This window comes from Compostimonas suwonensis, assembly GCF_002797855.1.
Classification (GTDB): domain Bacteria; phylum Actinomycetota; class Actinomycetes; order Actinomycetales; family Microbacteriaceae; genus Compostimonas; species Compostimonas suwonensis.
Window position 1 is genome coordinate 66,887 of sequence record NZ_PGFB01000007.1, and the last position, 23,421, is coordinate 90,307.

19 protein-coding genes, 1 tRNA gene and 1 pseudogene are annotated in these 23,421 nt (G+C 69.1%); 6 read left to right on the top strand and 15 right to left on the bottom strand.

Features of this window, described 5'->3' with window-relative positions; translation table 11 throughout:
• Positions 1-56 precede the first annotated feature (56 nt).
• Positions 57-1,079, top strand: a complete 1,023-nt coding sequence (locus tag CLV54_RS16620; protein WP_100346121.1) for a DMT family transporter — start codon at positions 57-59, stop codon at positions 1,077-1,079.
• A 27-nt stretch (positions 1,080-1,106) separates the two neighbouring features.
• Here CLV54_RS16620 and CLV54_RS16625 read toward each other — a convergent pair whose 3' ends face one another.
• Both CLV54_RS16625 and CLV54_RS17630 read right to left on the bottom strand, forming a co-directional pair.
• Complete coding sequence (locus CLV54_RS16625) at positions 1,107-1,466, bottom strand: type II toxin-antitoxin system death-on-curing family toxin (RefSeq protein WP_157803049.1); 360 nt, start codon at positions 1,464-1,466, stop codon at positions 1,107-1,109.
• A gap of 38 nt (positions 1,467-1,504) precedes the next feature.
• The gene (locus CLV54_RS17630; protein WP_157803050.1) at positions 1,505-1,708 is read right to left on the bottom strand and encodes a type II toxin-antitoxin system VapB family antitoxin; all 204 of its coding nucleotides are present in this window, start codon (positions 1,706-1,708) and stop codon (positions 1,505-1,507) included.
• A 213-nt stretch (positions 1,709-1,921) separates the two neighbouring features.
• Here CLV54_RS17630 and CLV54_RS16635 point away from each other — a divergent pair, with 213 nt between their 5' ends.
• Entirely contained in the window at positions 1,922-3,148 is a 1,227-nt protein-coding gene (locus tag CLV54_RS16635; protein ID WP_100346123.1) for an MFS transporter, read from the top strand.
• Between the two features lie 33 nt (positions 3,149-3,181).
• Here the strand turns inward: CLV54_RS16635 and CLV54_RS16640 are convergent, their stop codons facing one another.
• Complete coding sequence (locus CLV54_RS16640; RefSeq protein WP_170062022.1) at positions 3,182-4,129, bottom strand: helix-turn-helix domain-containing protein; 948 nt, start codon at positions 4,127-4,129, stop codon at positions 3,182-3,184.
• 415 nt (positions 4,130-4,544) lie between these two features.
• Here CLV54_RS16640 and bla point away from each other — a divergent pair.
• Positions 4,545-5,357 (top strand): annotated as a pseudogene (gene bla / locus CLV54_RS18055) (class A beta-lactamase); the annotation flags it as partial.
• A 265-nt stretch (positions 5,358-5,622) separates the two neighbouring features.
• Entirely contained in the window at positions 5,623-6,054 is a 432-nt protein-coding gene (locus tag CLV54_RS18060) for a hypothetical protein (RefSeq protein ID WP_245861790.1), read from the top strand.
• Between the two features lie 78 nt (positions 6,055-6,132).
• On the opposite strand, the gene CLV54_RS16650 is transcribed toward CLV54_RS18060, so the two are convergent.
• The 4 genes from CLV54_RS16650 to CLV54_RS16665 form a co-directional block, all read right to left on the bottom strand.
• Complete coding sequence (locus tag CLV54_RS16650) at positions 6,133-9,087, bottom strand: lamin tail domain-containing protein (RefSeq protein WP_100346126.1); 2,955 nt, start codon at positions 9,085-9,087, stop codon at positions 6,133-6,135.
• A 126-nt stretch (positions 9,088-9,213) separates the two neighbouring features.
• Positions 9,214-9,519, bottom strand: a complete 306-nt coding sequence (locus tag CLV54_RS16655; protein WP_100346127.1) for an EthD family reductase — start codon at positions 9,517-9,519, stop codon at positions 9,214-9,216.
• A 73-nt stretch (positions 9,520-9,592) separates the two neighbouring features.
• On the bottom strand, positions 9,593-11,011 hold the full coding sequence (locus CLV54_RS16660) for a dihydrolipoyl dehydrogenase family protein (RefSeq protein WP_100346128.1): 1,419 nt from the start codon (positions 11,009-11,011) through the stop codon (positions 9,593-9,595).
• Complete coding sequence (locus tag CLV54_RS16665; RefSeq protein ID WP_100346129.1) at positions 11,011-11,562, bottom strand: hypothetical protein; 552 nt, start codon at positions 11,560-11,562, stop codon at positions 11,011-11,013. The genes CLV54_RS16660 and CLV54_RS16665 overlap by 1 nt, the downstream gene beginning before the upstream one ends.
• Positions 11,563-11,737: 175 nt before the next feature.
• Between CLV54_RS16665 and CLV54_RS16670 the strand changes: the two genes are divergently transcribed.
• Positions 11,738-12,358 (top strand): TetR/AcrR family transcriptional regulator, encoded by a 621-nt coding sequence (locus CLV54_RS16670; protein ID WP_100346130.1) that lies wholly within the window; start codon positions 11,738-11,740, stop codon positions 12,356-12,358.
• 998 nt (positions 12,359-13,356) lie between these two features.
• Here CLV54_RS16670 and CLV54_RS16680 read toward each other — a convergent pair.
• The 4 genes from CLV54_RS16680 to CLV54_RS16695 all read right to left on the bottom strand — a co-directional run bounded on the left by CLV54_RS16680 (position 13,357) and on the right by CLV54_RS16695 (position 17,124).
• Positions 13,357-13,428: transfer RNA gene (locus CLV54_RS16680), tRNA-Gln, on the bottom strand.
• A gap of 40 nt (positions 13,429-13,468) precedes the next feature.
• Positions 13,469-14,656, bottom strand: a complete 1,188-nt coding sequence (locus CLV54_RS16685) for an NAD(P)/FAD-dependent oxidoreductase (protein WP_100346132.1) — start codon at positions 14,654-14,656, stop codon at positions 13,469-13,471.
• Positions 14,656-16,173, bottom strand: coding sequence for a glutamate--tRNA ligase (gene gltX, locus CLV54_RS16690; protein WP_100346133.1), 1,518 nt, complete (start codon positions 16,171-16,173; stop codon positions 14,656-14,658). Before gltX ends, CLV54_RS16685 begins: the two co-directional genes overlap by 1 nt.
• A 12-nt stretch (positions 16,174-16,185) precedes the next feature.
• Positions 16,186-17,124 carry a LysR family transcriptional regulator gene (locus CLV54_RS16695; RefSeq protein ID WP_100346134.1) on the bottom strand — a complete coding sequence of 313 codons (939 nt, stop codon included), beginning with the start codon at positions 17,122-17,124 and terminating at the stop codon, positions 16,186-16,188.
• 93 nt (positions 17,125-17,217) lie between these two features.
• On the opposite strand from CLV54_RS16695, the gene CLV54_RS16700 reads away from it, so the two are divergent.
• On the top strand, positions 17,218-18,336 hold the full coding sequence (locus CLV54_RS16700; RefSeq protein WP_100346135.1) for an aminotransferase class V-fold PLP-dependent enzyme: 1,119 nt from the start codon (positions 17,218-17,220) through the stop codon (positions 18,334-18,336).
• Between the two features lie 3 nt (positions 18,337-18,339).
• Here CLV54_RS16700 and CLV54_RS16705 read toward each other — a convergent pair whose 3' ends face one another.
• The 4 genes from CLV54_RS16705 to serA all read right to left on the bottom strand — a co-directional run bounded on the left by CLV54_RS16705 (position 18,340) and on the right by serA (position 23,265).
• Positions 18,340-19,110: a fumarylacetoacetate hydrolase family protein gene (locus tag CLV54_RS16705; protein ID WP_100346136.1), complete on the bottom strand. Its 771-nt coding sequence runs from the start codon at positions 19,108-19,110 to the stop codon at positions 18,340-18,342.
• Between the two features lie 47 nt (positions 19,111-19,157).
• Positions 19,158-20,264 (bottom strand): branched-chain amino acid aminotransferase, encoded by a 1,107-nt coding sequence (locus tag CLV54_RS16710; RefSeq protein WP_100346137.1) that lies wholly within the window; start codon positions 20,262-20,264, stop codon positions 19,158-19,160.
• A 28-nt stretch (positions 20,265-20,292) separates the two neighbouring features.
• Complete coding sequence (locus tag CLV54_RS16715) at positions 20,293-21,351, bottom strand: 3-isopropylmalate dehydrogenase (protein ID WP_100346138.1); 1,059 nt, start codon at positions 21,349-21,351, stop codon at positions 20,293-20,295.
• 321 nt (positions 21,352-21,672) lie between these two features.
• Complete coding sequence (gene serA, locus CLV54_RS16725) at positions 21,673-23,265, bottom strand: phosphoglycerate dehydrogenase (RefSeq protein WP_100346140.1); 1,593 nt, start codon at positions 23,263-23,265, stop codon at positions 21,673-21,675.
• Positions 23,266-23,421 lie beyond the last annotated feature (156 nt).

The window sequence follows — 23,421 nt, forward strand, 5'->3', positions numbered from 1 at the left end:
CTGTTATGGTCGTACTCGATTATAGGCCGTAACAATCAATCGGATGAGGAGACACCGTGGCGATCTCGTCGACCTCCGGCGGCCTGGTGGTGGCGGTCATCGGAACGATCTCGTTCGGCGCCTCCGGTGGCTTCATCAAGCCCCTCCTCGATGCGGGCTGGTCTCCGACCGCCGCCGTCACCGCGCGCGTTCTCGTCGGTGGCCTCGTGCTGCTGCCCCTCGCGCTCGTCTCGCTCCGAGGCCACTGGTCGGCGCTGTGGCGGGCCCGGTGGCGGGTGATCCTGATGGCCCTTGCCGGGGTCGCGGCCACCCAGCTCTTCTACTTCGCGGCGATTCGCACCATCCCCGTCTCCACGGCGCTGCTCATCGAGCTGCTCGCGCCTCTGCTGCTGGTGGGCTACGCCTGGGCGATGACACGACGCCTGCCCCGCCCCCTCATCCTGATCGGTTCGGTGCTCGCGGTCGGCGGCCTGGTGCTCGTCATCGGCCCGGGCGCCCTCCACGCCGCCGACCCTCTCGGCCTGCTGTTCGCGTTCCTCGCCATGATCGGCTGCGCGATCTACTTCGTGGTCGCCGCCCGCCCGAGCGACGGCCTGCCCCCTGTCGCGTTCGCCGCCTCGGGGCTCGTGCTCGGCGGCCTCACCCTGGGACTGCTGGGCATCACCGGTCTGCTCCCCTTCACCGCGAAGTTCGGCGACCTGCCGCTCGCGGGAGTCGAGCTGCCCTGGTGGGTCCCGCTCCTGATCGTCGCCGTCGTCAGCACCGCGGTCGCCTACGTCGCCGGCATCACCGCGGCGGAGGCGCTCGGCTCGCGGCTCGCGTCCTTCGTCTCGCTGCTCGAGGTCGTCTTCGCCTCGCTGTTCGCCTGGCTGCTGCTCGGCGAACAGCTCACTCCCCTGCAGCTCCTCGGCGGCGTGCTCATCCTCGGGGGCATCGCCGCCGTGCGCGCGGCCGGCTCGGCAGACGACGATCCGACCGCGCCCGAGCCGACCGCGGACGACGACGCACCGATCGGCCTCGACGAACGACCCCTCTGGCATCCGGCCGACCGACCGTCGAGCGAGGGCGCGGTCGGCTAGCTCATCGTCGGAGCGCGCACGGTCGCCCTATGTCGCCGCCCGCCCACCCGGGGCCTCCGATCTCGGCTCCCACAGCGCAGCGAACCTGACGGCGATCTGACGGAACCCCATGTCGTGCCGGGCGATGTCGACGAAAAGATCGTCATCGGAATCGGCGCCGACGTAGCGGTACCCGTTCCCCTCGTAGATCATGATCGAAGCCAGGGCGGCGAGGCGTTTGTTCCCATCCGGAAGCGGATGATTACGGCTGAGGGAATCGACGACGGCGGCCACCTTGGCATGGATGCCGATGTACACCTCGTTGCCGAAGATGGTCAGGTTGCCGCGCTGCAGTGCCGACTCGATCAGGCCGATGTCGCGCACCACCGGTGTCGGCAGAATCGGCACCAATCGATACGTGTCCAACAGCTGGACGACGCTCGGGATCAGGATGACCGATCGGCGAGGCGCTCGAAGGTGTTGCCGTAGATCGCGGTCGCCTTCTCCGTCATCTGCTCGGGATCGAAGCGATGGGCGGAGATCAGAGCGTCGAGCGCCAGGTCGACGACCTCGCGCGCCGATTTGGCCCCGGTCATCTCCCGCGCTTGCTCGACCTTGTCTTTGTCGATGTCGATCGTTGTTATCGCCACGATGCCCCTCGCCCTCTGTGTCCTCGCCTTCTTTGTATAACAGTTATATAGACAAGGCAGGCCGTCACCACCTGATGGCGATGACCGGGCCCGCCTCGACCGCTGACCCGCATCGGACGCCCGAGAGCGTCGGCTCGCGCGGCCGGGACGCTCGATCAAGAGACCCGGCCGCTCGGTCGTGCGCGAGCACTCGCGATCGGACAGCCTGGATGAATGCCCACTGACACCGCCTCGCTCCTCTCCGTCGATCTCAGACCGCAGCAACGACCGAACTGGCTGGGCGTGGTCGCCCTCATGCTCGGCGTCTTCGTGCTCGTGACGAGCGAGTTCCTGCCCGCCAGCCTGCTGTCGCCCATGGCACACGGGCTGGGGGTGAGCGAGGGGGTGGCCGGGCAGGCGGTCACGGCCACCGCGCTCGTGGGCATCGTGGCCGGACCGGGTGTGGGCCTGCTCTTCCCGCGCCTGGATCGGAGGCGCCTCCTCGTGGGGCTCGCCGTGCTCGCCGTCGTGTCCAACGCGCTCGTGGCCGTCGCGCCGAACTTCTGGCTGCTGCTCGTGGGACGCGTGCTGCTGGGGATCGCGCTGTCCGGATACTGGTCGATGGCCGCGGCGATCGCGTCGCAGCTGGTTCCCGCGCGTTACCTCGGCCGCGCGCTCATGATCGTCAACATGGGGGTCTCGATGGCGACCGTCGTGGCCGTTCCGCTCGGCGCCTATCTCGGCGATCTGTGGGGCTGGCGCACGGTCTTCGCCGCGATCGCCGTGCTGACCCTGATCGCCGCGGTCGTGCTGCTCTGGCTCCTGCCGTCGGTGGCCGCAGCGAAGGATGCCGGAGTCCGCGCGCTCTTCGAGACGGTCCGGTCGCCCGTGATGATCGTGGGGCTGCTCGGCCTCGTGCTGGTCGCCGGCGGGCACTTCGCAGGGTTCACCTACATCCGGCTGGGGGCCGACAACGTCCCGCACCTCGGCGTGAGCGGTCTGGCGCTGCTCCTCGCCCTGTACGGGATCGGCGGCTTCTTCGGCAATCTCGTCTCGGGCTTCCTCGCCGACCGCCGGCTGAGCACCTCTCTCGTCGCGGTCCCCGCTCTTCTCGGGGTCTCCCTCATCGTCTTCGCCTCGGTGCCGCAGATCCCGACGCTCGCCTTCGCCGCGGTGGTGCTCTGGGGCTTCGCCTTCGGCGGCGTGCTGACGCTCATCCAGACCTGGTCGGCACGGATGGAGCCCCAGCGCAAAGAGGCGGCGGGAGGGCTCGTCGTCGCGGGCTTCCAGCTCGCGATCGCCGTGGGCGCCGCCGTGGGCGGGTTCCTCGTCGACGGCACCGGGGTGCAGGCGACGTTCGTCGTCGGCGGCGTCGCGACGATCCTCGGAGGAGTGCTCCTCGGGGTGAGCGGGCGCCGCACGAGGGCGACGACGTCGCCCTCTGTTCCACCGCGCGGCTGATGCCCGGGCCGGAGCGACCCGGGACACGGGTGGCTACCGGCTGCCGGTGCGGCGCAGCCAGCTCACCGGGCTCTCGCCCACATGCCGCCGGAACGCACGGCTGAACGCGGCGTTCGAGCCGTATCCGAGCATGGTCGCCGTCTCCCCCACCCCGAGGTTCTCGACCCGGAGCAGTCGTTCGGCCCGTTCCATCCTGAGCGTCGTGAGAAACCTGCCCGGTGAATCGCCGGTCACCTCGCGGAACCGTTCGACGAAGGCCGAGCGCGAGGACTGCGCGATCCTGGCGAGGTCGTCGAGGCTCCACGACGCGCCCGGATCGTCGCGCATCGCCCCGATCGCCCGGGCGATGTGCTGATCGCGCACGGCGAGCGACCAGGATGCCGGCGCACAGCCGGCCAGCACCCAGGAGCGGACCGCGGCCGCCGTGATGAGCGATGCGAAGCGGCTGGCGATGGCACGCGACCCGGCGAGGGACGGCTCGCCGGATGCCGTCTCCTGGCGGAGCCCCTCGAGAAGGGAGACCATGTGGGGCTCGCGCGTGGTGAACCCGCACGCCACGAGCACACCCGGCATGATCCGCGCGAGCGCGTTCCTCGAGTAGGGGCCGCAGGCGAGATCTCCCGAGTCGACGAGGGCCGGCTCCTGCGCACGGATCTCGTAGGGCTCGGCGCTGTCGACGAGGATGAAGTCGCCGGCGGCGAGCCGGACGGGCGCGCCCACCCCGATGACGTCGACCGCTCCCGAGACCACCCAATGGAATCGCATGAGCCCGCGAGGCAGGCGGAGGCCGACCCGCTCGCGAAGCTCCGTGCGGCGGAAATCGAGCAGAGTCCACTCGAGGCCCGCGATCGCGGCGTCGAGCTCGGTGCCCCCGACAGCCGCACCGCCGATCGCTGCACCGCCGATCGCCGCGCCGACCGGGCGCAGCGCAGGCCGTGCAGCCGGCCTCGACGGATTCGGAACGGAGAGCGGAGAGGTCACTATCACTGGAACCGGCCGTCCCCCGGCGCCATTCCCCGAACGTCGAAGCGGGCGATCGCCGGGCCGGTGAAGCGTCGTTCCTGGTCGGCTCCCACCGGTCTCGGCGAGAGTGCTCATGACACGATGGTGGACCAGAGCAGCAGCATGCGTGACGGGCGGGCACTGGATCGGCTCGCCCGGACCCGATCCTCCCCGACGGGGCAACGGGGAGAACGCCGAGTCCGCCTCCCGGAGCGTGATCAGCCCTTGACCATGCCCTGAGGCCATGGTCTGTACTCGACGCATCCGCACCGTGCAGGACCGCGGCCGGCTGTGAGCCACGGACCCGCCGCACCGGCCCATACGAAAGGAGCGTCATCCGATGCGATACCGCAAGACCCTCTCCGTTCTCGTCGGAGCGCTCGCTCTGACCGGGATGCTCGGCGGGTGCGTGCTCGCACCCGCCGCTTCCCCTGCCCCCGTCGAGACACGGGCCGCCACATCATCGGCATCCCCGACGCCGGCGTCGTCGGCGACACAGGCGCCGACGGCCTTCGCGCAGCTCGAGGACGAGTACGACGTGCGCCTCGGCGTCTCCGGCATCGACATCGGCACCGGTGCGATCGTCTCGTACCGAGCAGACGAGCGATTCGCCTACGCCTCCACCTCGAAGGCGCTGCTCGCCGGGGCGATCCTCTCAGAGGCGAGCGAGCCGGAGCTCGACGAGGTCATCCGCTACACCGACGACGAGCTCGTCGGCCACTCCCCCGTCACCGAAGAGCATATCGACACCGGGATGCCGCTCCGCGACGTTCTCGCGGCGGCGTTGCAGTACAGCGACAACACCGCCGCCAACCTCATGTTCGGCCGGCTCGGCGGCCCGGGCGGTCTCGGCGACCGCCTGCGGGCGATCGGCGACAGCACCACCCACGTCGACCGCGTCGAACCCGAGCTCAACGAGGCCGTTCCCGGCGACATCCGCGACACCAGCACTCCGGCTGCCCTCGCCGCGGATCTCCGCGAGCTGGCCTTCGGAAGCGCGTTGGCGCCCGAGAGGCGAGGGCTCCTCACCGACTGGCTCAGAGGCAGCACAACGGGCGCGGACCTCATCCGGGCCGGCGTCCCCGACGACTGGGCGGTCGGCGACAAGAGCGGAGCCGGCGGCTACGGCACGCGCAACGACATCGCCATCCTGTGGCCGCCGACGGGCTCCCCGATCGTGCTCGCGGTGATGTCGACCACGACGACGGAAGACGCCGAGTACGACGACGCCCTCATCGCCGCCGCCGCGCGGGTGGCGATCGCGGCGCTCCGACCGGCCCCTGACGGCGATCAGGGAGCTGAGCGTTCGTCCTTCTCGAGCCGGGCCGAGAACACGGGCAGATCCCGCTCGGATGTCGCTCCTCGCCGCCCATGCCGAGGACCCGCGTTTGACCCTGTGCCGAGAACACGGTGTGAGGTGGTTGCAGGTCGCAAACGGGCGCCTCATCCACTCACTCCGAGGACAGACACACATGCAGTTCATCCGAAAGCCGTTCCAGATCATTCGCGCGAATCTGCGCGCGTATCTACTCCTCAACGCGGTCGCATACGGCCTCTTCCTCGACGGATTCGCGATCGGGCTCGTCTTTCCCGATCTCGCCGCTGCGCGAGCGGAGACGTTGGAGAACGATGGAACCGGCGACCTGGTCCTGTCGCTCGTCGGCAATCCCCGGCTCTTCGCTCTGGTCATCCTGGCGGTGAACACCCTGCAGCTCAGTGCGCTGACGATCCTGCTGCCGATCGTCATCGAGCTGCAGGCGTACATCCTCCTACTGCTCGGCGTGTTCCTTCTCGGGAAGTTCTGGCTGCGACCGCAGACCATCGGGGCGCCTCGTGTACCCGCTGCAGCAGTGGCTGCTCTAGCGGCGGTTGCTCCGGTGAGCGTCTCTCGGATCGGTGCGTGAACGACGACATCGGTGCGTGAACGACAACGCGGCCCTGCTCGCCGAAGCGAGAGGGCCGCGATGTCATGATGCTACAGCTCAGGCGTTGCCGCGACGAGTCCGCAGTCCGCTGAACACGAGTCCGCCACCGAGGAGCAGGAGCAGCGCGCTGATCGCGATCCAGGGCAGCGGCTCCGCACCCGTGGAGGCGAGTCCGGCAGGCTTCGAGCCGTTGTCCGTCGGCGTCGTGCTGGCCGACGAGCTCGGGGTCGGCGTCGGAGTCGGGTCATCCGTGGCCGCCGGCGTCACCTCGAGCTCTGCGCTCGCGATCACCGTGGTGAGATCGGATGACGCGGCGACCGTGATGGTGTGCGCCCCCGGAGTGGTGTCGGCGGGGATCACCACGTCCTCGAGCGTCAGGGTGCCCTCGGCATCCGCGACGGCACTGCCGAGCGTCACCGGCTCGGAGTTCAGGACGACGGTGTACTGCGTGTCCGCAGCGAGCCCGTCGGCCGCGATCGTGGTCGTGCCACCGGCCTGCACCGTCGATGGGGTCGCCGTCACGGTCGGATCGATCTCGGCGGGCGGGTTCGGGCCCTGCGGGCCGAGCTCGAGGTCGCAGGCGATCGTGCCGGACCACAGCGAGTGACCGCCGTTGTTGCCGTCGTCGGAGCGGATGACCTCCTTGACGCCGCCGGCGCACGTCGAGTTCGGCGCGATGGCGAAGCCCTCGAGGTTGTAGTCGGGCAGACCGGTCGGGCGGTTGTAGATGCGGTCGACCGCGAAGGCGCCCTCGCTGTCGATCTTGAGCAGGGTGGTCGAGCCGGCCGAGGTGTTGTCGGCGACCGCCCAGATGCGCTGCGCATCCGGATCCCACTGCGTCTCCTGGATCATCGGCAGGCCGCTGTCGATCGAGCCGATACGGTGGAAGGTGCCGTCGGCGTTCAGCGCGTAGGCGTAGAGGTGACCGTTCTTCTCCAGTGCGAGGAAGAACAGGCCCGTGCCGTGGCCCGGGTAGTCCGCCGGGTCGTAGGCTGCGCTCGTGCTCTGGTCGACGAAGCCGTTCGTCGTGAGGTAGGAGTCCGGCACCCAGGTGAGGCCCTCGAAGCCGAGGTTGGAGTCCGCGCTGCCCGAGGTGATCGCGTCGGCGAGGTCGGCGGTCAGAACCCACTGGTTCGTCGCCTGCAGGGTGGTTCCCGAGGCGTTCGGGTCGAAGCGCAGCACGCTCTCGAGCGGCACATCGTTCGCGGTGTTGTCGCGCTCGGTCGTCACGTAGAGGAAGCCGTCGGGTCCGACCGTGATGCCTTCGGAGTCGGGCTGGCCGCCGCCGGTCGGGAAGACGATGTTCTTGCCCGTGGCCCAGCCGTTCGTGGTGTCGGGCACCCAGAGGTCGCCGCTCTTCACGAGACGGTAGATGCTGCTCTTGTTCTTCGCGGCCCACATGACGTCGGGGTCGCTCGGGTCGATATCGAGTCCCGAGACGTCCTGCCCCGAGATCGACGTGACGAACTGGCACTCGTTGTCTGCGACGGTCCAGTCCTGGCTGCCCGGCCATACGATGCCGCCCGCGATCGCGGGTCCGCCACCCGAGGCGCCCTCGGTCTGGCAGGGGACGTCGCCGCCGTTGTCGGGGTTGCTCGGCGGGATGATCTGGCCGGCGCACGCCTGGGCGTTCGAGACGCCCCAGCTCGACGCGGCGGTGTGGGCCCAGGCGCCGGTGGCGTCGCCACAGCGCGACCAGGAGCCCGGCTGAGCGTCGTTCGCTCCCCAGCCGACCGAGTCGACGATGGTCGAGCCGTTGGCGAGGTAGAGCTTCACCGAGTCGCCGTCGGAGCTCAGGCCCTGGTTCGACAGGAGCACGAGGAAGCCGTGCGCGGGAACGACGGTGCCGTTCGGTGCGTCGAGCGAAGCCGGGTTGCTGCCGCTGTCGGACTGCTTCCAGCCGGCCACGTCGATATCCGTGTCGCCCGTGTTCACGAGCTCGTAGCCGTCGTGGGTCGGGTCGTCGTTCGCCGAGGTGACCTCGTTGATCTTGATCGCCTGCCACGAGGTGTCGTCGGGATCGGTCGGGTCGGTCGGCTCGGGGTTGAGCGCGCCCTTGGACGACGTCTCCTGCTGCACGAAGTCGCCGGTGCCGTTCGGAACACGGCCGTAGGTGTCGAGGTGGAAGTCACCCCACCCGTACGAGTCGAGCAGCGTGTCGCCGCCCGGTGCGTACAGGCTCAGCAGGTCGCTCTTCTTGAGCTTGAAGTCGCCGCCCTCGGCGACGAACACGGCGCCCGGGGCGATGATCGTGTCATTCGGCAGCGTCAGCGTGACACCGTTCTCACGGCCCGTGATCACGTAGCCGGAAGCATCCAGCGGCTGGGTGCTCAGGTTGATGAGCTCGGCCCAGTCGGGGCTGCCGTCCGTCTCGATCTCGTTGATGCGGAGCCAGTCCATCGCGGTGCCGAAGCGGCTCACGCCGGGCGAGCCGATGTAGCCGCTCTTCGACGTCCAGCTGCCCTCGGCGTCGCCCGCGGTGGAGCGCGTCCAGCTCGCGGCGTGGTCCGTGCCGATGACCGACTCGGTCGACGGCCACGCGCTCGCGGTGTCCGTGCGCGGCCCCTTGCCGTCTTCGTCGCTGTACGTCAGCGTGTCGACGAGCGTGTCGGCGCTGTTGTAGATGTTGATCGCGTCACCGCGGCCGAGGTTCTTGGAGTTGTCGCCGACCACCTTGATCGAGCTCGGCAGGTTCCACTCCGATCGGAAGTCGGCAGCGGATTCCTCGCTGAGGATGAAGGACTCGCCCGGGGCGACGATGCCCGCCGAGCTGAGGTCCGTGTCTCCGGGGTTCTCTCCACTGTCGGAGAAGGACCATCCGTCGAGGTCGATCGAGTCGGTGTCGAGGTTCGTGAACTCCACGAACTCCGATCCGTTGTATTCCCATTCGGTGATCCGGATCTGACCGGTGTTCTCGGCTGCCGATACGGCGGCCGGAACAGCGAACAGCCCGGCGAGCACGAGGGTTGAGCCGGCTGTGAGGGCGAGTGGTCGCGAGACTTTATTTAGCACGCGTCCACCCTGGCGACATCACACAAACAATCGGTGAACGAGACGGGACGAAGAGCTGAACGGATGAGCCGGGAATGAGCGCCCGCCGGCGCGGCCCCCGCTAAGGACCGCGCCGGCCGCCGCGCGTCAGGCCTGCTCGATGTCGGAGAACAGGCCGGTGAACGGGGTCCCCGTGCCGACGAGACGCTGGAAGAACTCGCCCGCAGCCGGGGTGGAAACGGCCGCCGAGGCGTCGTCGTAGCTGTCGAAGTACAGGTCGAGCGTGCGGTGGGAGGGGGTCGGCGTGCCGTCTTCCTTCGGCCACACCTTGGCCGACTCGGTTCGGCGGAGCTGCGGGAGCTGCTGCGCCAGGGCGACGATCTCCGGGTAGCCGCTCTCGAACGCCTCCGGGTCGGCGGGGTTGTCGATGATGATGGTGATCTTCGTGGGCATCGTTCTTTCCTTTCTTATGTTTTTCGTGGTTTCTCGGGGTCGCTCGGAATGAGCAGTCGGGTCGGTCTGGGTGTCACGACGGGCGGCCGTACGTCTCCAGGAGACGCAGCCACACTTCACTGATGGTGGGATAGGACGGGACGGCGTGCCACAGCCGGTCGAGGGGCACCTGGCCGACGATCGCGATGGTTGCGGAGTGGAGCAGCTCCGCGACATCCTGCCCCACGAAGGTCGCGCCGACGATGACCCGATGATCCTCGTCGACGACGAGTTTCGCGCGCCCCTCGTAGCCGTCGGCGTGGAGTTTCGCGCCGGCGACCCATCCGAGCTCGTAGTCCACAGCACGGACCCTCAGCCCACGCTCGCGGGCCTCGGCCTCGGTGAGGCCGACACGGGCGACTTCGGGATCGGTGAAGACCACGTGAGGAACGGCGGCGTGATCCGCCGTGGCCACGTGCTCGCCCCACGGTGCGGCGTGCACGGGTGCTCCGTTGATCCGGGCGGCGATCGCCTCGCCTGCGGCGCGGGCCTGGTACTTGCCCTGGTGCGTGAGCAGCGCGCGGCCGTTCACGTCGCCGACCGCGTAGAGCCAGTCGATTCCCGTGACGAGCATGGTGTCGTCGACGGCCAGCCACTCCCCCGGCACCAGTCCGACGGTCTGGACGCCGAGGTCGAGGGTGTTGGGGCGGCGGCCGGTTGCGATCAGGATCTCGTCCGAGACCACGATCGTTCCGTCGCCGAGCTCGGTCGAGACAATGCCGGTGGCATCGCGATCGACGCGCACAGGAGTCGTCCCGATCCGCACGTCGACGCCGATGCGTCCGAGCGCCTGGGCGACGAGCTCGCCCGCGAAGGGCTCCTCCCGATCCAGGAGAGCGCCGCGGGCCACGAGCGTCACCTCGGAGCCGAGGGAGGCGTACGCGGTGGCGAGCTCGGTTCCGGCGACACCGCCGCCGACCACGAGCAGTTGGGGTGGAACGTTCGAGGAGCTGGTCGCCTCGCGGGTGCTCCACGGCCTCGCGTCGGCGAGCCCCGGGATGTCGGGGAGAACCGGAATCGACCCGGTCGCGACCGCGATGGCTTTCGCCCTGTAACTGCGGCCATCGATGTCGATCGTGCCGGGACCGATGATCCGGGCGTGTCCGCGGAGCAGTTCGATGTCGGCCGAGTTCAGCCAGGCGACCTGATCGTCGTCCTTCCACTCGCTGGCGAAGGAGGTGCGGCGGGCGAGAACGGCGGGAACGTCCAGTCCACCGATCACCGCCTGCCGGGCTCCGTCGAGTCGCTTGACGGCCCGTAGCGCGTGGCCGCTCCGCAGCAGTGCTTTGGAGGGCATACACGCCCAGTATGAGCATTCGCCGCCGACGAGCTCGGATTCGACGATCGCGACCCGGATGCCGCGCTTGCGGGCGTAGTCGGCGACGTTCTCTCCGACGGGCCCGGCTCCGATCACGATGAGGTCGTAGTCCTGGTGGTCCTGCGCGCCGGCCATCAGGCGCGCGCCGATCGGGCGAGGCGGATCGCGGAGACGAGGAACAGGATGCCGCCCAGCGTCGCGTATCCGGCGACCGAGGCCACGCTGTCGGCGCCCCCGAGCCCTTGGGCCAGGAACGCGAACCCGACCAGCACCGAGAGGCCGCCGCTGACGATCAGGGGCCACTGGCCTCCGAGCCTGCGGCGGCTCAGCCCCGTCAGCAGCTGGGTGGCGCCGGCGAGCACGGCCCACACGCCCCAGACCGCGAGCACAGCGCCCACGGAGACGACCGACGCCCAGCCGAGCGCGATCGCGGCCAGGACGCTGACCACGATGTTCACGGTCTCGGTGACGCGGGAGGAGCCCGTCGATGCGCGGAGCTCGATGAAGACCGAGGCAGCGTCGACCAGCGGATACAGAATCAGCAGGACGGTCAGGAGCGGACCGACATCGGTGGCGACGAGGGCCAGGAGCAGCGCCCAGACGACCGCGAAGCCGAACCGGGTGAAGTAGAGCCGGCGCAAGGTTTTCGCAAGAGGCGCGGAGGGAGGGGAAACGATCGTGGTCATGGTGGTGTCCTTGTCAGGTCGGGGTCGAGCGCAGGTCGAGGTGTCGACGGTGGCGGAGTCGACGAATGGTGTCAACGCGAGGATTACAATTGTAGACTAACTAGTACGTCTACAATGAAGACTCTAGAGTTGATGTGCCCCACGGCGCAAGTCGTGAAACCGGAGAGGAGCAGCCATGAGCGCTGTGAGCGAGTCATCGCCGAAGATCGCCGCACAAGTCGGCCGCGGCCTCGGTCGGGAGGGCGTCGCGCGCGCCCTCATCCTCGACGCGGCGACTGAGCTCATCTACGCCAACGGCATCCGAGGCACGAGCGCCGACCGGATCATCGAGCAGGCCGGGATCACGAAGGTCACCTTCTACCGCCACTTCCGAACCAAGACCGACCTCGTCGTCGCCTACCTCGAACGACAGGCCGCATTGGAGCGCGAGGCCTTCGACTCCGCCCGCGACCACACCGACCCGCTTCGCTCACTCCAGAACATCGCCGGGTTCATTGGAGCCGCCAGCTGCATGCCCGGCTTCCGCGGATGCGCCTTCATCAACGCCGCCGCCGAGACCCCCGACCCCGCCGATCCCGTACGGGTCGTCGTCGACGCGCACCGCCGATGGACCCGCGAGATGTTCGCGAGCATCGCGGCCGACGCAGGGGTGGCCGATCCGGAGAAGACCGCCCGCCAGCTCATGATGCTTCGCGATGGCGCGATGGTCGGCGGCTACCTCGGCGACCCCGACGAGATCGCCGAAACCCTCCAGGGCGCCTACCTCGCGACGATCGCGTCAGCGCTACCTGCCTAGCCCGAACGCCTTCGCACGGACTATCAGCTCGATAGATATTGTTTCGTCATCGATCCACGTGACAATTGACGATCGATGCGCCAGAGGCGCCACTTTCGCACGCTGGAGACGATGGATAACGGTGACCTGAGACTGGAATCAGAGCTCAGCCGATTCGGCTCCAGTATCAAGAAGTTTTGTGCGTAGCCGGCGGGCAAGGGGTTAGTCGCGCTTGGACTGCGCCCGGATGTCGTCGTATTCGATAACGACCCGACCGTCCTTGAGCCAATCCGCACGATTGTCGATTTGCGTAGCGACCACGTCGGCGTTAACGCCATATACGACCGGGCCGGAGTATGTACGACCGAGATACATGTCTTGGACCGTACTTGCCGCGTTCACCACGGGCACTGCAGGGGCCGCAACCGAGTTCCGCGCCGAACTTCGCCGGTAGCCGCGGACTCCTCTAATGACGGATCCAACGACTATCACGGCCCAGAAGCCGATGACTGCATACAGCAGCACTGGACCCCCCGATGCGTATGCAAAAGCCAGGAAAGCGGTAATCAACACCATTACCGCGAGCATCACCCACGATCCGCCCCGCACAATACACCTCCCAATACCTCGTATCTCTATCTCTACCCAACGCTTTGAATTCGGTTCCGTCAAGGAAAAAATAGGATCGAGTCGTATTCTGCGGCTCGACGGTGAACCCGGCCTTTGATGGAGAGTTGCATCAGCTCGCCGCATTTGAAACAGGTTCTCATGTGCTCGTTCCCTGGACCTCACCAATCGCGCGAGCGTGAACTACGGCGAATCGTAATGTAACCGGACTCACGGAGGGCTCGACCTCGAGCGTGCTTGATCCAACCAGCCTTGGCTTCCGTGTAGGTTCGGCTGCCTTTGCCCCTCCGTCCACATGCACAAACCCAGACAACGAGATCGGAGCGAATAGACCGTTCCCGTCTGCACGAATCCGGGCAACAAAAAAGGCCCGGATCACCGGGCCTTCACTGCTGGGGTACCTGGACTCGAACCAAGAACAACTGAACCAGAATCAGCCGTGTTGCCAATTACACCATACCCCACTGGCCTTGACCGAAGTCCGGGCCGACTGCCAACTTTAGCCTACGGAACCGGCTCGTCCAAACCGGCGCCAGATGGGGCCAGACCGAGCAGTTCGCGGGTGACCGTGGTGGCCACGCGGGCACCCAGACCGGCCGCGACGATGAGCTGCTGAGCACCGGGGGCGCTCGTCTCGCCGGCACCGTAGAGGCCCGCGAGCGAGGTGCGGCCCGCGGCATCCGTCACCAGGAAACCGTGTGCGTCACGATCGACGGGCAGCCCGTCGAGATAGCCCAGGGCAGGCGACCAGGCCGGGCGCACGAAGCCGGCGGTGACCGGCACGATGTCGCCGTCGGCGAGGCGCACACCGGTCAGGGCGGCCTTCTCCCCTACGAGGTCGTCGATCGCACGACGCTCGACACGGATGCCGCGACCGGCCAGCATCGTCTGCTCGGCCTCGCTCAGCACATCCGCGCCGTTCGTGAAGACCACGAGGTCGTCGGAGAAACGGGAGAGCAGCACGGCCCGTTCGGCGAGGTCGCGCGACTCCCCGATGAGCGCGAGCGGCTCGTGCGACTTCTCGTAGCCGTCGCACTCGATGCAGCTGTGCAGATTGGTGCCGTAATGGGCGCGCAGGCTCGGGATGGCGGGGAAGGTCTCACTCAGACCGCTCGCAGCGACGACGACCCGGGCACGAACCGTGCGATCGGGCGAGCCGCGCAGGCCGCGCACCACAACGCCGAAACGAGCGCTGAAGTCGGCATCGGGCCCGGCATTGGAATCCGCATCGCGCTCAGCGCGGGAGCCCGCATCGGAACCGGCGGGAATCTCAGAAGCGTCGGCGTCGGTGCCATCGGGATCGCGACCCTGCAGCGCTCTGAGATCTGTCACAGCCCCGAAGACCGTCACGGCCTCGACAGCGCCGATCTGCACCTCTCCCTCGGCGTACCCCTCGATCTCCTCGCGACCGAGCCGGCGCAGCTCGAGCGGCGAGACGCCGTCGCGGGTCAGGAAGCCGTGCGAGTGCAGCGTCGCGGCGTTGCGCGGACGGTTGCTGTCGACCACGAGGGTGCGCCAGCGTTGGCGCACGAGGTTCAGCGTCGCCGACAGCCCGGCAGGGCCCGCGCCGACCACCACGACGTCGTAGTCGACACCGCGATCGCCACCGCCGGGCCCGCCACCAGCCCCGGCAGACCCATCACCAGCCCCGGCAGCCCCGCCGTCGCCCCCGTGCTGCAGCTCGGCAGCCATCAGCCGAGCTGGGCCGAGAGCTTGTCGATGCGGGCGAGGGTCTCGGCCTTGCCGAGGATCTCCATCGACTCGAAGAGCGGCGGCGACACCTTGCGGCCCGAGACGGCGACGCGCAGCGGGCCGTAGGCGACCCGCGGTTTGAGCCCGAGGCCTTCGATGAGAGCGGAAGCCAGAACGCTCTGCAGCTGCTCGTGCGCCCACTCCGACTCGGGCACGAGCTCGAGCGCGTTGACGGATGCCGCGAGGTACTCCCCCGCGTTGGCGGGCAGCGAGGCGAGGGCGTCGTCGGCGAAGCTCAGTCCCGCGGCATCCGTGAACAGGAAGCCGAGCATGCCGGGCGCCTCGCCGAGCAGCCCGATGCGCTCCTGCACGAGCGGGGCGGCCTGGGCGAGGATGCCGCGCTGCCCCTCGCTGAGCGGCTCGGCGACCACTCCGGCGGCCACGAGGTAGGGGATGGTGCGCTCGGCGAAATCGTGCGTCTCCAGCAGTCGGATGTGGTCGCCGTTGATCGACTCGGCCTTCTTGAGGTCGAAGCGCGCGGGGTTGGGGTTCACATCGACGACGTCGAAGGCGGCGATCATCTCGTCGATCGAGAAGACGTCGCGGTCGTGGGTGAGCGACCAGCCGAGCAGCGCCAGGTAGTTGACGAGCCCCTCGGGGATGAAGCCGCGGTCGCGGTGGTGGAAGAGGTTCGACTCGGGGTCGCGCTTGGAGAGCTTCTTGTTGCCGTCGCCCATGACGTAGGGCAGGTGGCCGAAGCGCGGCACGAAGCTCGTCACGCCGATGTCGATGAGCGCGTGGTAGAGCGCGATCTGCCGCGGGGTGCTCGAGAGCAGGTCTTCGCCGCGCAGCACGTGGGTGATGCCCATGAGCGCGTCGTCGAGCGGGTTCACGAAGGTGTAGAGCGGGGCGCCGTTGGGGCGCACGACGACGAAGTCGACGAAGGATCCGGCGGGGAAGGTGATCTCGCCGCGCACGAGGTCGTCGAAGCTCAGCTCGGTGTCGGGCACACGCAGGCGCAGTGCGGGCTCACGGCCCTCGGCGCGGAAGGCGGCGCGCTGCTCCTCGGTGAGGTCGCGGTCGAAGTTGTCGTAGCCGAGCTGCTTGGGCCGGCCGTTCGCCTCGTTGCGCGCGTCGATCTCCTCCGCGTTCGAGTAGCTCTCGTAGATGTGGCCCGAGGCGCGCAGCCGCTCGATGACCTCGCCGTAGATCCCGCCGCGCTGCGACTGGCGGTACGGCGCGTGCGGACCGCCGACGACGACGCCCTCGTCCCAGTCGAGCCTCAGCCAGGTGAGCGCGTCGATGAGCTGCTCGTAGCTCTCCTCGCTGTCGCGCGCGGCATCCGTGTCTTCGATGCGGAAGACGAGCTTGCCCCCCGTGTGCCGGGCGTAGGCCCAGTTGAAGAGCGCGGTGCGGATGAGGCCGACGTGCGGCGTTCCGGTGGGCGACGGGCAGAAGCGGACGCGGACGTCCGTGCCGGTGGCGGCGGAGAAGGGGTGCGATTCGATGGCAGACATACGTCCACGATCCTACCGGCGACCGCGCCCCCGGATGAGGTCGATCGTCGCCGACAGCACGGGCGACCGCCGCTCGGAGCGCAGGGCCGCCAGCTGCACCGTGCGGTAGTCGCCTCGTGTGGTCGGGCGCGCGACGACACCCGCGGGCAGGGGCGTGGCCTCGAGCGCGAGGCCCGGCAGCAGCGCGACGCCCAACCCGGCCTGCACCATGCGCATCACGGCGACGAAGTTGTCGGTCTCGTAGCCGATCCGCGGAACGAAGCCGTCGCGTTCGCACACCGCGAGCAGCCGCCCGCGGCACTGCGGGCAACCGGCGATCCAGCGCTCCTCGGCGAGATCGGCGAGATCGATGGCGTCGGATGCCGCGAGCCCGCTGCCCTCGCCCAGCACCACGAGCATCTCGTCCCTGCCCAGATCCCACGTCTCGAGCGCACCGGCGCCCTCCTCCGGCGCCTCGGACTCCCCCGGGTAGCGGAAGACCACGGCCAGATCGCTCTCGTGCGCGTGCAGGGAGCGGAGCGCCTCGGGCGGCTCCGCCTCCAGGTACGAGACCTCGACGCCCGGGTGATCGATCGCGAGCTCGCCGACGATGCCGGGCACGAGGGTCGCCGACGCCGTGGGGAAGGCGGCGAGGCGCACCCGGCCGGCGTGCAGGCCGGAGAGCTCGGCGAGCTCGTTCGCCGCGGCGTCCAGCGCCAGGGTGACGGCCCGGGCGTGCCGCACGAGCACGAGCCCCGCATCGGTCAGGCGCACCCGGCGGCCGACCCGGTGCACGATGGGCATGCCGATCCTGCCCTCGAGCCTCCGAAGGTGCTGGCTGATCGCGGGCTGGCTGTAGCCGAGCGCGCGGGCCGCCGCGGTGATGGAGCCGGAGCGATCGATGGCCTGCACGATCCGCAGCGTGTGCGAGTCGAGTTCGAGTGCGGCGAGCGGGGGAAGGCTGAGCGTCATCGGCACAGCCTACAACGATCCATAACGAGGGGTTATCGATCTGATCGAACACCGGTGGTTGTCGAATGGATCGCGGGAGAGCACCCTGGAACCATGGACGACCCGGCACGCACCCAGCATCCGACAGGCACCCCGCACGCGACGCGCACCGCACGGATCGACGAGGCCCGGGCGCACCTCGCCGAGGCCCGCGAGCAGTTCGGCGCCGGTGCCGGCTATCTGGCCGCCTGCACACTGGGCATCCCCACGCGCGGCACCCGTGCGGCGATGAACGACGATCTCGACACCTGGGCTCTCGGCAGGGTGGACGCCCGGGCCTACGACGAGTCCGTGCGCTCCGCCCGCGAGAGCTTCGCCCGCCTCGTCGGAGTGCCCGCGAGCCGCGTCTCGGTCGGCTCGCAGGCCTCCGTCTCGATCGGCATGATCGCGGCGTCCCTGCCCGACCGCGCCGAGGTGCTCTGCGTCGACGGCGACTTCAGCTCGGCGGTCTTCCCGTTCCTCGCGCAGGCCGGGCGCGGGGTCACGGTGCGGCATGCGCCCCTCGCACAGCTCGCCGACGCGATCCGCCCCACGACGACCCTCGTCTCCTTCTCGGCCGTGCAGTCGGCGACGGGCGAGATCGCCAGCCTCGAGCGCATCGTCGCCGCTGCCCGGGCGCACGGGGCGGCGACCCTCTGCGACACGACCCAGGCGACGGGCTGGCTGCCGATCGACGCCTCGCTCTTCGACACGACGGTCTGCCACAGCTACAAGTGGCTGTGCGCGCCGCGCGGCGCCAGCTTCCTGACGGTGAGCGAGGAGTTCGCCGAGCGCCTCGTGCCCGTTCACGCCGGCTGGTACGCGGGCGAGGAGGTCTGGGGCTCCTGCTACGGGCCCGTCATGCAGCTCGCCTCCGACGCCCGCCGTTTCGACGTCTCGCCCGCCTGGCCGGTGTGGGTGGGGGCCGCGGCCGCCCTGCGGTTCTTCGCGGGCCTCGACGGCGAGGCCGTGCGCGCGCACAACTCGGCCCTCGGCAACGCCCTGTGCGCGGGGCTCGGCATCGAGGCGAGGGATCAGGCGATCGTCACCTGGCCGGATGCCGCGGGCGAAGGTCTGCGGCGGCTCGCCGCCGCGGGGCTCACCGCGTCGGGCCGTGCCGGTCGCGCCCGTGTCGCGTTCCACCTCTGGAACACGATGGACGACGTCGAGCGCGTGCTCGAGGCGGTCGCCTGAGCGTTAGCGCGCAGCGACCGGCGAGAAGAGCGTGCCGATGCCCTGGATGTCGATCGCGACCGTGTCGCCGTGGGCGATCGGACCGATGCCCGAGGGCGTTCCGGTGAGGATGAGGTCGCCCGGCAGAAGCGTGAAGATGCGCGACACGTAGGCGACGATCTCGGGCACGCCGTGCACCATGTCGCCCGTGTTGCCGCTCTGCTGGAGCTTGCCGTTCACACGCGTCTCGATGCTCAGCTCGTCCCACTGCAGCTCGGTCTCGATGACCGGGCCGATCGGGCAGAAGGTATCGAAGCCCTTCGCGCGCGTCCACTGCCCGTCGGAGCGCTGCAGATCGCGAGCAGTCACGTCGTTCGCGATCGTGTACCCGAAGATCACCTCCGCGGCATCCTCGGCTCGCACGTTGCGCGCAACGCTGCCGATGACGACCGCGAGCTCGCCCTCGAAGTCGACCTGCTGGCTGTCGGGCGGGAGGATGATCGGCTCGTCCGGCCCGATGATGGCCGTGTTGGGCTTGAGGAAGACGAGCGGCTCGCTCGGCGCCTCGCCGCCCATCTCGGCGGCGTGGTCGCTGTAGTTCTTGCCGATGCCGACGATCTTGGAGCGCGGGATCACCGGCGCGAGCAGCTTCGCCGAGTTGAGCGACACCCGCTCCCCCGTCGTGTCGAAGCCGGCGAACATGGGGTCGCCGGCGAGCACGATGAGCTCCTCCTCGTCTTCGTCGAGGATCCCGAAGGAAATGGCGCTGTCGTGACTGAACCGGGCGATCTTCATACTGCGAGCTTAGTTCGCGAACGGGGCCCGCCGCGGAGCGATCCGCGTCAGACGAGCCGCGTCATCCAGCCGTGCCTGTCGGGCAGACGGCCGTACTGGATGTCGGTGAGCTCCTGCCGCAGCGACATCGTGAGCTCTCCCGCCGGCGCGTCCTCCGAGCCGACCGTGAAGCCCTCGGCCTTGAGCATCGCGATGGGCGTCACGACGGCGGCGGTGCCGCAGGCGAACACCTCGACGATGTCGCCGGATGCCACACCCTCACGCCACTCGTCGATCGTCACCCTGCGCTCCTGAACGGCGTGGCCGCGGTCGCGCGCGAGCTGCAGGATGCTGTCACGCGTGATGCCCTCGAGGATGCTGTCGGACTCGGGGGTCACGAGCGTGCCGTCCTTGTAGACGAGCACGACGTTCATGCCGCCGAGCTCCTCGAGGTACCTGCCCTCCACCGAGTCGAGGAAGAGCACCTGCGCGCAGCCGTGCTCGTAGGCCTCGGCCTGGGGCAGCAGCGAGGAGGCGTAGTTGCCGCCCGTCTTCGCGGCGCCCGTTCCGCCCTTGCCCGCGCGCGAGTACTCGGTCGAGAGCCAGATCGACACGGGCGAGACGCCGTTGGCGAAGTAGGCGCCGGCCGGGCTCGCGATGACGTAGTAGCCCACCTCCTGCGCGGGCCGCACGCCGAGGAAGCTCTCGGTCGCGATCATAAACGGGCGGATGTAGAGGCTCGTCTCGGGCGCCGACGGCACCCACGCGGCATCCGTGCTCACGAGCTGGCGCAGCGACTCGACGAAGTCGTCGATGGAGAGCTCGGGCAGGGCCAGGCGCCGGGCCGAGCGCTGCAGCCGCCGGCCGTTCGCGTCGGGGCGGAAGCTCCAGATCGAGCCGTCGGCCTGACGGTAGGCCTTGAGGCCCTCGAAGATCTCCTGAGCGTAGTGCAGCACGGCGGCGGCGGGGTCGAGCACGAGGGGCCCGTAGGGGAGAACGGCCGCGTCGTGCCATCCTTCACCCTCGGTCCAGACGATCTGCACCATGTGGTCGGTGAAGTGCTGGCCGAAGCCCGGGTCGGCGAGGATGAGCTCGCGCTCGGCCTCGGCCCGCGCATCCTGCGAGGGGGTGAGCTGGAACTTGAGCGGGAAGAACGTGCTGGTCGGTGTCGTCATGACGGGTCCTCTTCGAATTTCGGAAAGTCTAGTCTTCGGCCAGACGGGCGACGATCGCGTCGCCGACCTCGGCCGTGGTGCGGGCGGCTCCCCCGCGGCTCGCGACGTCTGCGGCGACCGCCGCGGTGACCCGGGCCGCCGCCTCGCCCAGACCGAGGTGGTCGAGGAGGAGGCTGACGGAGAGGATCGCCGCTGTGGGATCCGCCAGCTGCTTGCCGGCGATGTCGGGCGCGGAACCGTGGACGGGCTCGAACATGCTCGGGAACACACCGTCTGGGTTGATGTTTCCGGAGGCCGCCAATCCGATCCCGCCGCTGATAGCGCCCGCGAGATCGGTGAGGATATCGCCGAAGAGGTTGTCCGTGACGATGACGTCAAATCTAGCAGGGTCCTGCACGAGGAAGATCGTCGCGGCGTCGACGTGCAGGTAGTCGACGGCGACGCCCGGGAACTCGGCGGAGACCCGGTCGACCGTGCGCTGCCAGAGGCTGCCCGCGAAGACGAGCACATTGGTCTTGTGCACGAGCGTGAGCTTCTTGCGGGGGCGCGACGCCGCCTTCGCGAAGGCGTAGCGCACGAGGCGCTCGACGCCGAAGGCCGTGTTGACCGACACCTCGTTGGCGATCTCGGCGGGCGTACCCACCCGGATCGCGCCGCCGTTGCCCACGTAGGGGCCCTCCGTGCCCTCGCGCACGACGACGAAGTCGACCTCGCCGGGGTTCGCGAGCGGGCTGGGCACCGCCGGGTAGAGCACGGTCGGGCGCAGGTTCACGTAGTGGTCGAGGGCGAAGCGCAGCTTGAGCAGCAGACCGCGCTCGATGATGCCGCCGGCGAGCCGCGGGTCGCGGGGGTCGCCGCCGACGGCGCCCAGGAGGATCGCGTCGTGCCCCGCGATCGCCGCGAGGTCGTCGTCGGTGAGGATGTCGCCGGTCTCGAGGTAGCGCGCCGCTCCGAGGGAGAACGAGGTCTTCTCGACGAGAAGATCAGCGGATGCCGCGACCGCGTCGAGCACCCTGACCGCTTGCTGCACCACCTCGGGTCCGATCCCGTCTCCGGGAATCACGGCGAGACGAACGGTGCGGGTCATGGTTCTCCTTCGATAGCGCTTACAGCAAGATTACTGCGCCGCCGAGCTCCGATCCCGCCTCAGCCGAGCTCGTCGAGCCGCCGGGCGAGGAAGCGGCGCACCGAGGCGCTCGTCTCCTCCGCGATCGCCGCGCGGTAGGCGCGGCGCGCGCCGGCCGGTCGCCCGGTGAGGCTGTGCCTGTTCGGCAGGCTTCCTGCCTGCTGAGAAGACCACGAACGGATGCCGCGAGAATCGACAGCCCGCCGCAAAAATGTCCCGACGCCCGACGACACTGTGCCTACGACGCCGTGCTCTAGGACTCGGCGCCGACGACTCCGTGTTCTACGACTCCGTGATGTCGATCTCGCGCAGCACATCGGCCTCGATGGCGATGCGCACCTTCTCGAGCAGGCCCTCCGGCGCGGGAGAGTCGACCGTGAGCACGCTCAGCGCCTGGCCGCCCGCCGCACGGCGCGCGATCTGCATACCCGCGATGTTGATGCCGGCCTCGCCGAACTCCTTGCCGTAGATCGCGACGATCCCCGGGCGGTCGGCGTAGAGCATCACGATGAGGTGCTCGGCGATCGGCACCTCGACGTCGTAGCCGTTGATCTCGACGATCTTCTCGATCTGCTTGGTGCCCGTGAGGGTTCCGGAGACCGAGATCTGCGAGCCGTCGCTGAGCGCTCCGCGCAGGGTCAGCAGGTTGCGGTACTCCTCGGAGACCGGGTCGGTGATGAGGCGAACCTCGAGGCCGCGCTGCTCCGCGAGCAGCGGGGCGTTGACGTAGGAGACCGTCTCGCTCACGACGTTCGTGAAGATGCCCTTGAGGGCGGCGAGCTTGAGCACGCTCACGTCGAACTCGACGATCTCGCCGCGGATCTCGACATCCAGGCTCGTGAGAGGGCTCTCGGCGAGGCCCGAGAAGACCTGGCCGAGCTTCTCGATGAGCGGGATGCCGGGGCGCACGCTCGGGTCGATGACACCGCCCGCGACGTTGACGGCATCGGGCACGAGCTCGCCGGAGAGCGCGAGACGCACCGACTTCGCGACGGACACACCCGCCTTCTCCTGCGCCTCGTCGGTCGATGCGCCGAGGTGCGGCGTGACGATGATGTTCTCGAGGCCGAGCAGGCTCGAGTCGGTGGGCGGCTCGCTCACGAAGACGTCGAGGCCGGCGCCCGCGATCGTGCCCGCGGTGAGAGCGGCGGCGAGGGCCGTCTCGTCGATGAGGCCGCCGCGCGCGACGTTGACGATGAAGGCGGTCGGCTTCATGAGCGCGAGCTGCGCCTCGCCGATCATGCCCGTGGTCTCAGGCGTCTTCGGCATGTGGATCGTGATGAAGTCCGACTGCGCGAGCAGCTCGTCGAGCGTCACGAGGGTCACCCCGAGCTGCTGGGCGCGGGCCGAGGTCACATAGGGGTCGTAGGCGATGACGTTCGTTCCGAAGGCCTGCATACGCGCGGTGATGAGCGCGCCGATGCGGCCGAGGCCGATGATGCCGATCGTCTTCTCGTAGAGTTCGACACCCGTGTACTTCGAGCGCTTCCACTGGCCCTGGGCGAGGGCGTTGTGGGCCGCGGGGATGTGGCGGGCGAGGCTCAGGATGTGGCCGACGGTCAGCTCGGCCGCCGAGATGATGTTCGAGGTCGGCGCGTTGACGACCATGACTCCGGCCTGGGTGGCCGCCTTGATGTCGACGTTGTCGAGGCCGACGCCGGCACGGGCGATGACCTTGAGGTTCGGAGCCGCCGCGAGGGCCTCGGCGTCGACCTTCGTCGCGGAGCGCACGAGGATGGCGTCGGCGGTCTGGAGCGCGGAGAGCAGCGCGGGCCGGTCCGTGCCGTCGACGGACACGATCTCGAAGTCGGGCCCGAGGGCGTCGACGGTGGCGGGAGACAATTCTTCGGCGATCAGCACGACCGGTTTTGACACGGAACGGACCCTTCAGGTCGGAACGGGGTGAATGACGCGCCGCTCAACCGTGGGGGCGCAGTCCCTTCACACTTTAGTGGAGGCGCGCGCTCGCTCCGCGCCACGGGGGCGCTCCCGGCATCCGCTCGCACGCGAGTCGCGTCGAACCGTTCCCCA

Bases quoted from the DNA above. Each gene is read 5' to 3' on its own strand.
- CLV54_RS16660 (WP_100346128.1), bottom strand. From the start codon at position 11,011: ATGGCCGGCGCGCAGGACCACCAGGACTACGACCTCATCGTGATCGGA.
- CLV54_RS16700 (WP_100346135.1), top strand. From the start codon at position 17,218: ATGGACGACCCGGCACGCACCCAGCATCCGACAGGCACCCCGCACGCG.
- CLV54_RS16715 (WP_100346138.1), bottom strand. From the start codon at position 21,351: ATGACCCGCACCGTTCGTCTCGCCGTGATTCCCGGAGACGGGATCGGA.
- CLV54_RS16655 (WP_100346127.1), bottom strand. From the start codon at position 9,519: ATGCCCACGAAGATCACCATCATCATCGACAACCCCGCCGACCCGGAG.
- CLV54_RS16705 (WP_100346136.1), bottom strand. From the start codon at position 19,110: ATGAAGATCGCCCGGTTCAGTCACGACAGCGCCATTTCCTTCGGGATC.
- CLV54_RS16635 (WP_100346123.1), top strand. From the start codon at position 1,922: ATGCCCACTGACACCGCCTCGCTCCTCTCCGTCGATCTCAGACCGCAG.
- CLV54_RS16695 (WP_100346134.1), bottom strand. From the start codon at position 17,124: ATGACGCTCAGCCTTCCCCCGCTCGCCGCACTCGAACTCGACTCGCAC.
- CLV54_RS16665 (WP_100346129.1), bottom strand. From the start codon at position 11,562: ATGACCACGATCGTTTCCCCTCCCTCCGCGCCTCTTGCGAAAACCTTG.
- CLV54_RS16670 (WP_100346130.1), top strand. From the start codon at position 11,738: ATGAGCGCTGTGAGCGAGTCATCGCCGAAGATCGCCGCACAAGTCGGC.
- gltX (WP_100346133.1), bottom strand. From the start codon at position 16,173: ATGTCTGCCATCGAATCGCACCCCTTCTCCGCCGCCACCGGCACGGAC.
- CLV54_RS18060 (WP_245861790.1), top strand. From the start codon at position 5,623: ATGCAGTTCATCCGAAAGCCGTTCCAGATCATTCGCGCGAATCTGCGC.
- CLV54_RS16685 (WP_100346132.1), bottom strand. From the start codon at position 14,656: ATGGCTGCCGAGCTGCAGCACGGGGGCGACGGCGGGGCTGCCGGGGCT.
- CLV54_RS16710 (WP_100346137.1), bottom strand. From the start codon at position 20,264: ATGACGACACCGACCAGCACGTTCTTCCCGCTCAAGTTCCAGCTCACC.